Genomic DNA, 13,122 nt, shown 5'->3' with positions numbered 1-13,122 from the left:
CAGCGGCATACGAAAGCGACCACTCACTGATGGCAACGACCAACGACCTGAAGAACGGCCTGGTGCTCAACCTCGACGGACAGCTCTGGTCCGTCGTCGAGTTCCAGCACGTCAAGCCGGGCAAGGGACCCGCGTTCGTGCGCACCAAGCTGAAGAACGTCGTGTCCGGCAAGACCGTTGACAAGACCTTCAACGCAGGCGTCAAGGTCGAGACGAGCAACGTCGACAAGCGGACCATGCAGTACCTCTACAAGGACGGCACCGACTTCGTCTTCATGGACACGGACACGTACGACCAGATCCACGTGCCCGAGTCGACCGTGGGCAGCGCCTCGAACTACATGCTGGAGAACCAGAACGCCATCGTCGCCACGCACGAGGGCACCCCGCTCTACGTCGAGCTGCCGGCGTCGGTCGTCCTCGAGATCACCTTCACGGAGCCGGGCCTGCAGGGCGACCGCTCCACCGGTGGCACCAAGCCGGCCACGCTCGAGACGGGCGCCCAGATCCAGGTCCCGCTCTTCCTCGAGACCGGCACCAAGGTCAAGGTCGACACCCGAGACGGGTCGTACCTCGGCCGCGTCAACGACTGATCGCCTTGGCTGCACGCACGAAAGCCCGGTCCCGCGCCCTCGACATCCTCTTCGAGGCGGACCAGCGCGGACTCAACGCGGAGGCACTGCTCGAGGAGCGGCTCGCCGACGCCGCGATCTCGGGGTCCCGCGCGGGCAACAACCCCTACACCGCCGAGCTGGTGCGGGGGGTCGTCGGGAAGTGGGGCGACATCAACGCCGCGCTCACCGACTACAGCCAGGGCTGGACGATCGAGCGGATGCCCGCCGTCGACCGGGCGATCCTGCGGATCGGCGCCTGGGAGGTGCTCTTCAACGACGACATCCCCGACGCAGTCGCGATCTCGGAGGCGGTCGCGCTCGCGACCGAGCTGTCGACGGACGAGTCGCCGACCTTCGTCAACGGCCTGCTCGCCCGGCTGTCCGAGGTGAAGGCAACCATCGTCTGAGTCGCCTCCATCGGGCCGTATGCCGCTCAGCTCGCCCCGCGCGAACCCGACCTCCCAGCGGCGTGGCTCAGGAGCGCGCGTGCCAGAGGCGCGACATACCGCGCCCTCGGCACGCGGGTTCGACGCGACGCCCGCGAATCACGGTCCCTGGACTGGCGGGAGCAGCGCGAGGGAGCGTCGGGCCGGGAGCGGGCCCAGCGGCATACGGCATCGATGTCCGCCGAGCACCTCTGACAGGTCACCCCGGGCACCCTCGCCGTCGCGATCCGCGGACGGAGCCCCGACGACCCACCCACGGCGGACGTGCGGCGCGGTCTAGGTTGGCGGGGTGACCGCGCGTCTGCTCGTCGTCCACCACACCCCGTCCCCGGCGACCCAGGAGGTGCTCGAGGCGGTGCTGGCCGGCACCCGCGCGGACGGGATCGAGAACGTCGAGGTCGAGGTCCATCCGGCGTTGTCTGCCACCGCGAGCGACCTGCTCGGCGCCGACGGGGTGCTGCTCGGGACGCCCGCCAACATCGGCTACATGAGCGGCGCGCTGAAGCACTTCTTCGACACCGTCTACTACCCCACCCTCGAGGCGAAGCACGGAATGCCCTACGGCTACTGGGTGCACGGCAACAACGACACCGAGGGCGCCAGCCGCGCGATCGAGTCGATCGTCGGCGCGCTGGGGTGGGTACGGGCCGCCGCGCCCCTGCTCGTCATCGGGCCGGTGGACAAGCAGGTTCGGGAGGGGGCGTTCGAGCTCGGCGGCACCCTCGCCGCGACGCTCATGACGTGAGGTGCGCCACGCGGTGGACGCGTGCGGGCCGGCGTCGCGGAGCGCGCTAGACTCGCCCGCGGAAGACATCCTTTAACCACCGTCCCGTGAGGCGGGGAAGGAGGTCCAGCGGCTGTGACCTGCCCTGACCTGAGTGCACCGGCCCCCAGCTCGACCACCCCCGAGGACGCCAGAGACGTCCTCAGCGCGGATGAGATCTCCCGGGCGCTGCGGCGCATCGGTCACGAGATCCTCGAGCGCAACAAGGGTGCCTCGGATCTCGTCCTCCTCGGCATCCCATCCCGCGGTGTGCCGCTCGCGCATCGGCTGGGTGCCGCGATCTCGGCCGTGGAGGGGATCGACATCCCCGTCGGCGAGCTCGACATCACGCTCCACCGCGACGACCTGCGCCGGCAGCCGGTGCGTGCCGCGCACCGCTCGCGCATTCCGGACGAGGGCATCGACGACAAGGTCGTGGTCCTCGTCGACGACGTGCTCTACTCGGGGCGGACGATCCGGGCGGCCCTCGACGCGCTGTCCGAGCTGGGGCGGCCGCGAGCGGTGCGCCTGGCCGTTCTCGTCGACCGCGGTCATCGTGAGCTGCCGATCCGCGCCGACCACGTCGGCAAGAACCTGCCGACCTCCCGCAACGAGCGCGTCCACGTCCGCGTGGTCGAGATCGACGGCCTGGACATCGTGCGCATCAGCGGCGGTGAGGGCCGATGACCCGGCACCTGATCTCATCCGCGGACCTCACGCGCTCCGAGGTCGAGGACATCCTCGCAACGGCCGAGTCGATGCACGACCTCCAGCGCCGTGAGGTCAAGAAGGTGCCGACCCTGCGCGGGCGGACCGTGATCAACTTCTTCTTCGAGGACTCGACTCGGACGCGGTCCTCGTTCGAGATCGCCGGAAAGTGGATGTCGGCCGACACCATCAACCTGTCGGCCAAGGGCTCCTCGACCTCCAAGGGCGAGAGCCTGCGGGACACGGCCATGACGATCGACGCGATGGCGGTTGACGCGCTCGTGATCCGGCACAACGCCTCCGGGGCCTGCCACCAGGTCGCGCAGTGGGTGCGCTGCTCGGTCATCAACGCCGGGGACGGCATGCACGAGCACCCGACGCAGGCGCTGCTCGACGCCTACACCCTCCGGTCACGCGTGGGAGCCCTTGACGGCAGGCACGTCGTCATCGTTGGCGACCTCACCCACTCGCGCGTCTTTCGCAGCAACGTCATCACCCTGAAGACCCTGGGGGCGAGGGTCACGGTCGTGGCGCCACCGACGCTCATGCCGAGCGGGATCACGGGGTGGAGCGAGCGTGACGGCTTCGGCACCTCATGGGATCTTGACGCGGTGCTCGAGGGCGACGACCAGGTCGATGCCGTGATGATGCTGCGGGTCCAGCGCGAGCGGATGACCGGTGGCTACTTCCCGACGCCGCGCGAGTACACCGTGGGATACGGGCTGACGAGGGAGCGGCTCCACCGGCTCGTGTCACGCAACCCCGACGTCCTGGTCCTGCACCCCGGACCGATGAACCGCGGCCTCGAGATCGCGCCCGAGGCAGCGGACAGCGCGCAGTCCGTCGTCCTCGACCAGGTCTCCGCGGGCGTCGCGGTGCGCATGGCCGTCCTCTACCACCTGTTGGCCGGCAGCGACGAGGCGCCCTCGACCCCGGTGCGAGCCATGTCCGCCACAGCCGAGGGAGCCCTCCGATGACCCGTCTGCTCGTCCGGGGAGCCCGCATCCTGGGCGGCGACGGAGCGGACCTGCTGCTCGAGGACGGAGTGATCCGCGAGGTCGGGTCGCTGGGCTCCGCCGGCGCCGGTGTCGAGGTCATCGACGCGGACGGCCTCGTCGCGCTCCCCGGCCTCGTCGACCTCCACGTGCACCTGCGTGAGCCGGGCCGGGAGGACGCCGAGACCATTGCGACCGGATCGGCCGCCGCTGCAGCAGGAGGCTTCACCGCCGTCTTCGCGATGGCCAACACGAGCCCGGTGACCGACACGGGCGAGGCGGCGGAGCGGGTGCTCGACCTGGGCCGGGCCTGTGGTCTCGTCGAGGTCGTGCCCGTCGGTGCCGTCACCAAGGGACTCGAGGGTGCCGAGCTCGCGGAGCTCGGTCTCATGGCGAGGTCCCGGGCGCGGGTGCGGGTCTTCTCAGACGACGGGCGGTGCGTCCAGGACGCCCGCGTCATGCGCCGCGCGCTGGAGTACATCAAGCCCTTCGGCGGCGTCATCTCGCAGCACTCGCAGGATGCCCGCCTCGCCGACTCGTCGGCGTGCTGCCACGAGGGCGAGCTGTCCGGACGGCTCGGACTACCCGGATGGCCGGGCATCGCGGAGGAGTCCATCGTCGCCCGCGACGTCATGCTCGCCCGCCACACCGGGTCACGACTGCACGTCGCCCACGTCTCGACGGCGGGCACGCTGGAGGTGATCCGCTGGGCCAAGGCGCAGGGGATCGACGTCACGGCAGAGGTGACGCCACATCACCTGGCCCTCACGACGGACCTGCTCGTCGGCTACGACCCGGTCTACAAGGTCAACCCGCCCCTTCGCCCGACGGAGGACGTCGAGGCCCTCCGGGCCGGACTGGTCGACGGCACGATCGACGTCGTCGCGACCGACCACGCCCCCCACGCCAGGCACGACAAGGAGCATGCCTTCGCCGACGCCGCTTTCGGGATGCTCGGGCTGGAGACGGCGCTCAACGTCGTGAGCGAGGTACTGGTCCGCCCGGGCCTGCTCGACTGGGCCGCCGTCGCGCGGATCATGTCGACGGCGCCGGCCCGGATCGGCCGCCTCACCGGGCAGGGGCGGCCGCTCGAGGCCGGATCGCCGGCGAACCTGACCCTGGTCGACCCGGACCGCGAGGTCACCATCGATGCGGCTGCCAGCCGGAGCCGCTCGCGCAACAACCCCTGGCACGGGCGCACCTTCCGCGGTGCCGTGCACTCGACCATCCACCGCGGGACGGTCACCCACAGCACCGACCAGACCCTGATGGAGAGCGCCTCGTGACCGTGAACCCTCCCAGCCGGATCGGGCTCGCCGGTCCAGCCAGGCTCGTTCGTGAGCCTGCAGTGCTCGTCCTCGAGGACGGGCGGGCCTTTCGCGGCCTGGCCTACGGGGCGGTCGGCGACACCCTTGGCGAGGCCGTCTTCTCGACCGGTATGACCGGCTACCAGGAGACGCTGACCGACCCCAGCTACCACCGGCAGGTCATCGTCATGACGGCACCGCACGTCGGCAACACCGGGGTCAACGACGAGGACGGCGAGTCGCACCGGATCTGGGCGGCCGGCTACGTCGTGCGGGACCCGGCCCTCCGCTCGTCGAGCTGGCGGGCGACGCGGGAGCTCGAGGACGAGCTGCGCGACCAGGGCGTCGTCGGCATCTGCGAGGTCGACACGCGGGCCCTCACCCGGCACCTGCGCGAGCGCGGGTCCATGCGTGTGGGCATCTTCAGCGGCTCGTCGGCCGCGCGTCCGGAGTCGGAGCTGATCGACGTGGTGCTCGCGGCCCCCGTGATGGCCGGTTCCGCCCTCGCCGAGGAGGTGACCACCACCGAGCCGTACGTCGTCCCCGCCAAGGGCGAGAGGCGATTCACGGTGGCGGCGCTCGACCTCGGCATCAAGGCGATGACTCCCCAGCTGATGTCCGAACGCGGGATCGAGGTGCACGTCCTGCCTGCGACGTCCTCTTTCGAGGAGGTCCAGGCGGTGGGGGAGCGCGGCCCGGACGGCGTGTTCTTCTCGAACGGACCAGGCGACCCGGCGACCGCCGAGTCGGAGATCGCGCTGCTGGGCCAGGTCCTCGACGCACGAGTCCCCTTCTTCGGCATCTGCTTCGGCAACCAGCTGCTCGGGCGCGCCCTCGGCTTCGGGACCTACAAGCTCAAGTACGGACACCGAGGCATCAACCAGCCGGTCCTGGACCGGGCGACCGGCAAGGTCGAGGTCACGGCACACAACCACGGCTTCGCGGTCGACGCACCACTCGACGACGTGACCGTGACGCCCCACGGGAGGGCCCGGGTGTCCCACGTCTGCCTCAACGACGATGTGGTGGAGGGGCTCGAGTGCCTCGACACCCCCGCCTACTCGGTCCAGTACCACCCGGAGGCAGCCGCGGGGCCGCACGATGCCGCCTACCTGTTCGACCGGTTCATCGAGCTGATGGAGCGGCGAGGAGAGGGTGAGGACACGAGCGAGGAACGAGCGAGGCCCGGAGCCCCGACGAGCGCGACCGACGACCGGATGACCGAGGGACACACCCCCCACAGGGACGAGCAGATCGAGGAGGCACTCTGATGCCCAGGCGCGACGACATCAGGAGCGTCCTGGTCATCGGCTCGGGACCGATCGTCATCGGCCAGGCGGTCGAGTTCGACTACTCCGGCACACAGGCCTGCCGGGTGCTGCGCGACGAGGGCATCCGGGTCGTCCTCGTCAACAGCAACCCGGCGACGATCATGACCGACCCGGAGTTCGCGGACGCCACCTACGTCGAGCCGATCACGCCCGAGGTGGTCGAGGCGATCATCGCCAAGGAACGGCCCGACGCCGTGCTCGCGACCCTGGGGGGCCAGACCGCACTCAACTGCGCCATCGCCCTCCACGAGAACGGGGTCCTCGAGAAGTACAACTGCCCTCTCATCGGCGCGAACGTCGAGGCGATCCAGCTCGGCGAGGATCGGGAGAAGTTCAAGGGCGTCGTCGAGCGCTGCGGCGCCGAGTCGGCCCGTTCGATCATCTGCCACACGATGGACGAGTGCCTCGCTGCGGCAGCGGAGCTGACGTACCCAGTCGTCGTCAGGCCGTCCTTCACCATGGGTGGCCTTGGCTCCGGCTTCGCCTACGACGAGGCGGACCTGCACCGGATCGCCGGCGCCGGCCTGCAGTACTCACCCGTGACCGAGGTGCTCCTCGAGGAGTCGATCATCGGCTGGAAGGAGTACGAGCTCGAGGTCATGCGAGACCACCGGGACAACGTTGTGGTGGTCTGTTCCATCGAGAACCTCGACCCGATGGGCGTGCACACGGGGGACTCGATCACCGTCGCGCCCGCGCTGACGCTCACCGACCGCGAGTACCAGCGCCTGCGTGACATCGGCATCGCCGTCATCCGCGAGGTGGGCGTCGACACGGGCGGCTGCAACATCCAGTTCGCGGTCAACCCGGAGAACGGCCGGGTCATCGTCATCGAGATGAACCCACGTGTGTCTCGCTCGAGCGCCCTCGCCTCGAAGGCAACCGGGTTCCCGATCGCAAAGATCGCGGCGAAGATGGCCGTCGGCTACACGCTCGACGAGGTGCCCAACGACATCACGACACACGCGGGGACACCCGTGGACGCCCCGGACGGCGCCGTGCGCGGCGAGCACTGGTATCCCGCAGCCTTTGAACCCACGCTCGACTACATCGTCGTCAAGGTGCCTCGCTTCGCCTTCGAGAAGTTCCCGGCGGCCGACCCGACACTGACGACGACGATGAAGTCAGTCGGGGAGGCCATGGCCATCGGTCGCAACTTCACCGAGGCGCTGCAGAAGGCCCTGCGCTCGCTCGAGAAGAAGGACGCCACCTTCCACTGGTCCGGTGAGGTCACTCCTGCCGGGGCGGCGCGGATCCTCCGGGAGGCCGAGGTCCCAACCGACGGGCGGATCGTCCTGGTCCAGCAGGCACTCCGTGGCGGGTGCACCGTCGCGCAGGTGCACGAGGCGACCGGCATCGACCCGTGGTTCCTCGACCAGATCGAGCTGCTCAACGAGGTCGCCGACCACCTGGCCGCGGCGCCCACGCTGACCGCGGACCTGCTTCGCCTGGTCAAGCGACACGGCTTCAGCGACGCGCAGGTGGCCGCGCTGCGCGGCATGCCCGAGGCCGTCGTGCGGGGGGTGCGCCACGCCCTCGGCGTGCGACCCGTCTACAAGACCGTCGACACCTGTGCCGCCGAGTTCGCCGCTCTGACGCCGTACCACTACTCGTCCTACGACGAGGAGACCGAGGTCGCTCCACGCGAGCGGCCCGCCGTGATCATCCTCGGATCCGGACCGAACCGCATCGGTCAGGGCGTCGAGTTCGACTACTCCTGCGTCCACGCCTCCTTCGCACTGCGGGAGTCGGGCTACGACACGGTCATGGTCAACTGCAACCCCGAGACGGTGTCCACCGACTACGACACGAGCAGCCGGCTGTACTTCGAGCCGCTGACGCTCGAGGACGTCCTCGAGGTGATCCACGCGGAGACCGAGGCCGGGCCCATCGCCGGGGTCATCGTCCAGCTCGGTGGCCAGACCCCGCTCGGGCTCGCCCGGGCCCTGGCCGACGAGGGCGTGCCCATCGTGGGGACCTCACCCGAGGCGATCCACCTCGCTGAGGACCGCGGCGCCTTCGGCCAGGTGCTCGCCCGCGCCGGACTGGTCGCTCCGAAGCACGGCACGGCCCTCAGCCCGGACGAGGCGCTGACCGTGGCCCGCGAGATCGGCTATCCCGTGCTCGTGCGGCCGTCCTACGTGCTGGGCGGCCGAGGCATGGTCATCGTCTACGACGACGACTCGCTCGTCACCTACGTCGAGAAGGCCACCGAGGCGTCCCCCGAGCACCCGATCCTCGTCGACCGCTTCCTCGACGACGCGATCGAGATCGACGTCGACGCGCTCTTCGACGGTGCGGACCTCTACCTCGGCGGCATCATGGAGCACGTCGAGGAGGCGGGAGTCCACTCGGGCGACAGCGCCTGCACCCTTCCCCCCGCGACCCTGGGCGACGCCGAGCTGGAGCGCGTCCGGGTGGCGACCCGGAAGCTCGCCGAAGGCATCGGCGTCCGGGGCCTGATGAACGTCCAGTTCGCCCTGGCGCAGGACATCCTCTACGTCATCGAGGCCAACCCGCGCGCCTCCCGGACGGTGCCGTTCGTGTCCAAGGCGACCGGCGTCCCGCTGGCCCGGGCCGCATCGCGGGTCATGCTCGGTGCGACGATCCGCGAGCTGCGTGAGGAAGGACTCCTCCCGCGCTCAGGGGACGGCGGGTCGCTGCCCGACCACGCACCGATCTCATGCAAGGAGGCGGTCCTGCCGTTCAAGCGGTTCCGGACCCCGGAGGGACTCGCGGTCGACTCCGTGCTGGGGCCGGAGATGCGTTCGACCGGCGAGGTCATGGGGATCGACCGTGACTTCGGCGCCGCCTTCTCCAAGGCCCAGCTGGCAATCGGCGGTGGGCTGCCCCGCACCGGAGCGATCTTCGTCTCGGTCGCCAACCGGGACAAGCGAGCGATGCTCTTCCCCGTCAAGCGGCTCGTCGACCTCGGCTTCACCATCCTCGCGACGGCGGGCACCGCGGCGGTGCTCAAGCGCAACGGCATCGAGGCAACCCTCGTGCGCAAGCTGACGGAGCGAACGGGGGAGCACGCGGGCGAGAAGTCGATCGTCGAGCTCATCCAGGGCGGCACGGTCCAGATGGTCGTCAACACACCCTCGGGACAGGACGCCAGGGCGGACGGGTATGCGATCCGCGCCGCCACGACGAGCGCGGACCTGCCGATCATCACGACCATCGCCACGCTCGCGGCGGCCGTCCTCGGCATCGAGTCCCACCTCACCGAGGAGATCCGGGTCAAGTCCCTCCAGGACCACGCCCGTGACCTCAACCTCCTCGGTGTCACGCCTGCCTCCCCTGATGCGGTCGAGGTGTCCGCATGACACCCACACCAACCGCGTTCGGGACCCGGCTCGCCGCCGCCATGACAGCGGCCGGACCGCTCTGCGCCGGAATCGACCCGCACCGCTCACTGGTGGAGGGGTGGGGCCTGACGTATGACGTCGCAGGACTGGAACGGTTCGCCCTGACCTGCGTGGAGGCCTTCGCGGGACGGGTCGCAGCGGTCAAGCCGCAGTCGGCCTTCTTCGAGGTCTTCGGCAGCCGGGGCGTGGCCGTCCTCGAGCGGGTCCTCACCGAGCTGCGGGAGGCCGACACCCTCACCATCCTCGACGCCAAGCGAGGCGACATCGGCTCCACGATGACCGCCTACGCCGAGGCGTACCTCGGGACCGAGGCAGCCGCGCCTGCCGACGCGCTCACGGTGAGCCCGTACCTCGGCTACGAGTCGCTGCGCCCCGCGATCGACCTCGCGCGCCGGACCGGGCGGGGGGTCTTCGTGCTGGCCCTCACGTCGAACCCCGAGGGCTCGGTCGTGCAGCACGCGCAGCGCCACGACGAGTCGGTGGCCGGCTCAATCGTCAGGGGCGCCGCCGCGGACAACGAGGACGCCCGGTCCAGCGGACAGCTGGGACACGTCGGCCTCGTCGTCGGGGCCACCGTCGGCAGCGCGGTCAAGGACCTCGCACTCGACCTGCGCGCCGCTGCGACGCCGATCCTCGCACCCGGCTTCGGCGCCCAGGGAGGCGACGTCGTCGCACTCGAGCACACGTTCGGACCGGCCCGGAGCCAGGTCCTCGCCGCCTCCAGCCGGGCCCTCCTGGCGGCCGGTCCGCAACCGCACCGACTCGTCGACCGGCTGCAGCGCAGCATCGAGGAGCTCAGGGGGTGGGTCGACCGACCCGCGGCGCTGGGTCGCGTTGCGCTCCAAGCACGCCCATCGGGCCCGGCCTCAGTGGAGGGTGCCGCGTTGCACGAGCGCGGGCAAGGTCGCTAGGTTCGGCGCAGACCCAGTCATCGAATCGGCGAGACACCGCGCCCGCCCAGCGAGGAGAGTTCGCACCGTGGCCCTTCCACCGCTCACCCCTGAGGAGCGCGCCGCAGCCCTGACGAAGGCTGCCGCCGCGCGCCGGGAGCGAGCAGCTGTCAAGAACCGCCTCAAGTACTCCAGCGGCTCGCTGGCCGAGGTCATCGAGGACGGCAAGGCCGACCCCGTCATCGGCAAGATGAAGGTGACCGAGCTGCTCGAGTCGATGCCGGGGGTGGGCCGAGTCCGGGCCAGGGCCATCATGGCTGAGGTGGGCATCGCCGAGTCCCGTCGGGTGCGGGGGCTTGGCGCCAACCAGATCGCTGCGCTGCTGCGCAAGTTCGAGCGGCCGTGACGCCGGCCTCCGGGACGGCGCCCCGCGAGCCCGGACGCCTCACCGTGCTTGCCGGCCCGACAGCGGTGGGGAAGGGCACCATCGCGGCCTACGTCCGAACCCATTTCCCCGGCGTCTGGTTCTCCGTGTCCATGACGACCCGCACGCCGCGACCCGGTGAGGTGGACGGCGTGCACTATCACTTCGTCGACGACCAGGAGTTCGACCGGCTCGTCGCCGCCGGCGAGTTCCTCGAGCACGCCGTCGTCCACGGCGTCGCGCAGTACGGCACGCCGCGAGGGCCGGTCGAGCGGGCCATCCGGGAGGGCAAGGACGCCCTGCTCGAGATCGACCTGCAGGGAGCCCGTCAGGTCAGGGACACCTGGCCCGACGCGCTCTTCGTCTTCCTCGAGCCGCCCAACTGGGAGGAGCTCGTCCGCAGGCTGGTCGGCCGGGGAACCGAGGACGAGGTGGAGCGCACCCGTCGGCTCGACACCGCCCGCGCGGAGCTGGCGGCCCGAGCGGAGTTCGACAAGGTCATCGTCAACGACGACGTTCGTCGGGCCAGCGAAGAACTCGTATCATTGATGAGATCGGGACGCTCCTGACGGTGGTCCCGCCGGTCTTGTGCGCCGCGAGGGCGTCCTTGCACGAGACGACGCACGCAACGAACCCAACGAAACGAGATCACCGTGTCCGGTACCAAGGCCGCTCCCATCGGCATCACCAACCCGCCGATCGACGACCTGCTGACCGCCGCCGACTCGAAGTACGCGCTCGTCATCTACGCGGCCAAGCGGGCTCGCCAGATCAACGCGTACTACTCCCAGCTGCAGGAGGGCCTGCTCGACTACGTCGGCCCGCTCGTGGAGACCGAGGTCCACGAGAAGCCGCTGTCGATCTCACTGCGCGAGATCAACGAGGGCCTGCTCACCTCCGAGCCGACCGAGGCCTGAGGCGCCCCGTCCGATGCGCGTCGTCCTCGGCGTGAGCGGCGGCATCGCCGCCTACAAGGCGTGCTCCCTGCTGCGGCTCTTCACCGAGAGCGGCAACGACGTGACCGTGGTGCCCACCGCGGCCGCCCTCGGCTTCGTCGGCGCGCCGACATGGGCCGCCCTGTCGGGCAAGCCGGTGGCGTCCGACGTGTGGACGGATGTCCACGAGGTGCCGCACGTGCGCATCGGCCAGGCCGCCGACGTCGTCGTCGTCGCCCCTGCGACCGCCGACGTGCTCGCCAAGGCCGCCCACGGCCTCGCCGACGACCTGCTCACCAACACCCTGCTCACGGCGCGCTGCCCGGTCGTGCTGGCCCCCGCGATGCACACCGAGATGTGGCTCCACCCGGCGACCCGGGCCAACGTGGCCACCCTGCGCGAGCGTGGGGTCCACGTCATCGACCCGGCGGAAGGTCGCCTGACCGGCACCGACACCGGCGCCGGTCGGCTTCCCGAGCCCGACCAGCTCTATGCCGCTGTGCTCGCCATCGTTGACCCGCATGGTCCCCCTCCTACCGCCCCGAGCGGGAGTGACGACGCGGGAGCGCGGGAGGACGTCGCCACCGCTGGGTCCCGGGAAGCCGGCTCAGCGGCATACGACGTCGATGGCCTCAAGGGCCGCAAGGTCGTGGTCTCGGCCGGGGGCACCCGCGAGCCCCTCGATCCCGTGCGCTACCTCGGCAACCGCTCGTCGGGCAAGCAGGGCCTCGCCATCGCTCGCGCGGCCGCCGCCCGTGGCGCCACGGTGACCCTCGTGGCGGCGAACGTCTCACTCCCGACGCCCGACGGCGTGGCGGTCGTTCCCGTCGAGACGACGATCGAGCTGCAGGAGGCGGTGGTCGCGGCGGCCACGGACGCCGACGTGGTCGTCATGGCCGCGGCGCCTGCCGACTTCCGCCCGGCGACAGCGAGCGACAGCAAGATCAAGAAGGGGGAGGACGGCGCGGGCCTGCGTCTGGACCTCGTCGAGAACCCCGACATCGTCAAGGGCCTCGTCGCCGACCGCGCTGAGCGCGGGGCGGCGCGTCCGGTCATCGTCAGCTTCGCCGCCGAGACGGGCGATGCGGCTGGGTCGGTGCTCGACCACGCCCGCGCCAAGTTCGCCCGCAAGGGCAGCGACCTCCAGGTGACCAACGAGGTCGGCTACGACAAGACCTTCGGGCAGGACGAGAACACCGTTCACCTCCTGACCCGGGGCAGTGACGAGGTCCGCACGGTGGGGCCGGCATCGAAGGATGCCGTCGCCGACGCCGTACTGGACGTTGTGGCCGCCCTTCTCCATCCCGCGGGCTAAACTCGCCATCGCCCGCACGCCACACA

At 70.5% G+C, this 13,122-nt stretch carries 13 protein-coding genes; all 13 read left to right on the top strand.

Annotated elements, in window-relative coordinates; translation table 11 throughout:
• The first annotated feature begins 29 nt into the window (after positions 1 to 29).
• The 13 genes from efp to VJN29_RS09940 all read left to right on the top strand — a co-directional run bounded on the left by efp (position 30) and on the right by VJN29_RS09940 (position 13,096).
• Positions 30 to 593, top strand: coding sequence for an elongation factor P (gene efp, locus VJN29_RS10000; protein WP_324143479.1), 564 nt, complete (start codon positions 30 to 32; stop codon positions 591 to 593).
• Positions 594 to 598: 5 nt separating this feature from the next.
• Entirely contained in the window at positions 599 to 1,021 is a 423-nt protein-coding gene (nusB, locus tag VJN29_RS09995) for a transcription antitermination factor NusB (protein ID WP_324143478.1), read from the top strand.
• A 328-nt stretch (positions 1,022 to 1,349) separates the two neighbouring features.
• Positions 1,350 to 1,805, top strand: coding sequence for a flavodoxin family protein (locus VJN29_RS09990; RefSeq protein ID WP_324143477.1), 456 nt, complete (start codon positions 1,350 to 1,352; stop codon positions 1,803 to 1,805).
• A gap of 114 nt (positions 1,806 to 1,919) precedes the next feature.
• Positions 1,920 to 2,510 (top strand): bifunctional pyr operon transcriptional regulator/uracil phosphoribosyltransferase PyrR, encoded by a 591-nt coding sequence (pyrR, locus tag VJN29_RS09985; RefSeq protein WP_324143476.1) that lies wholly within the window; start codon positions 1,920 to 1,922, stop codon positions 2,508 to 2,510.
• Positions 2,507 to 3,508: an aspartate carbamoyltransferase catalytic subunit gene (locus VJN29_RS09980; RefSeq protein WP_324143475.1), complete on the top strand. Its 1,002-nt coding sequence runs from the start codon at positions 2,507 to 2,509 to the stop codon at positions 3,506 to 3,508. The genes pyrR and VJN29_RS09980 overlap by 4 nt, the downstream gene beginning before the upstream one ends.
• Positions 3,505 to 4,812 carry a dihydroorotase gene (locus tag VJN29_RS09975; RefSeq protein ID WP_324143474.1) on the top strand — a complete coding sequence of 436 codons (1,308 nt, stop codon included), beginning with the start codon at positions 3,505 to 3,507 and terminating at the stop codon, positions 4,810 to 4,812. Before VJN29_RS09980 ends, VJN29_RS09975 begins: the two co-directional genes overlap by 4 nt.
• A gap of 2 nt (positions 4,813 to 4,814) precedes the next feature.
• Positions 4,815 to 6,104, top strand: a complete 1,290-nt coding sequence (carA, locus tag VJN29_RS09970) for a glutamine-hydrolyzing carbamoyl-phosphate synthase small subunit (RefSeq protein ID WP_324143516.1) — start codon at positions 4,815 to 4,817, stop codon at positions 6,102 to 6,104.
• Complete coding sequence (gene carB, locus VJN29_RS09965) at positions 6,104 to 9,490, top strand: carbamoyl-phosphate synthase large subunit (RefSeq protein WP_324143473.1); 3,387 nt, start codon at positions 6,104 to 6,106, stop codon at positions 9,488 to 9,490. Before carA ends, carB begins: the two co-directional genes overlap by 1 nt.
• The gene (gene pyrF, locus VJN29_RS09960; protein ID WP_324143472.1) at positions 9,487 to 10,443 is read left to right on the top strand and encodes an orotidine-5'-phosphate decarboxylase; all 957 of its coding nucleotides are present in this window, start codon (positions 9,487 to 9,489) and stop codon (positions 10,441 to 10,443) included. The genes carB and pyrF overlap by 4 nt, the downstream gene beginning before the upstream one ends.
• A gap of 67 nt (positions 10,444 to 10,510) precedes the next feature.
• Complete coding sequence (mihF, locus tag VJN29_RS09955; RefSeq protein WP_324143471.1) at positions 10,511 to 10,828, top strand: integration host factor, actinobacterial type; 318 nt, start codon at positions 10,511 to 10,513, stop codon at positions 10,826 to 10,828.
• Positions 10,825 to 11,415 carry a guanylate kinase gene (gmk, locus tag VJN29_RS09950; protein ID WP_324143470.1) on the top strand — a complete coding sequence of 197 codons (591 nt, stop codon included), beginning with the start codon at positions 10,825 to 10,827 and terminating at the stop codon, positions 11,413 to 11,415. The genes mihF and gmk overlap by 4 nt, the downstream gene beginning before the upstream one ends.
• 84 nt (positions 11,416 to 11,499) lie before the next feature.
• Entirely contained in the window at positions 11,500 to 11,763 is a 264-nt protein-coding gene (rpoZ, locus tag VJN29_RS09945; protein ID WP_324143469.1) for a DNA-directed RNA polymerase subunit omega, read from the top strand.
• 13 nt (positions 11,764 to 11,776) lie between these two features.
• A complete protein-coding gene (locus VJN29_RS09940) occupies positions 11,777 to 13,096 on the top strand; it encodes a bifunctional phosphopantothenoylcysteine decarboxylase/phosphopantothenate synthase (RefSeq protein WP_324143468.1) in 1,320 nt (439 codons plus the stop codon).
• Positions 13,097 to 13,122 lie beyond the last annotated feature (26 nt).

The sequence above is a fragment of the Intrasporangium sp. genome (genome assembly GCF_035280925.1).
In the GTDB taxonomy this organism is placed as follows: domain Bacteria; phylum Actinomycetota; class Actinomycetes; order Actinomycetales; family Dermatophilaceae; genus Intrasporangium.
This window is presented reverse-complemented; position numbering and strand designations above follow the sequence as displayed.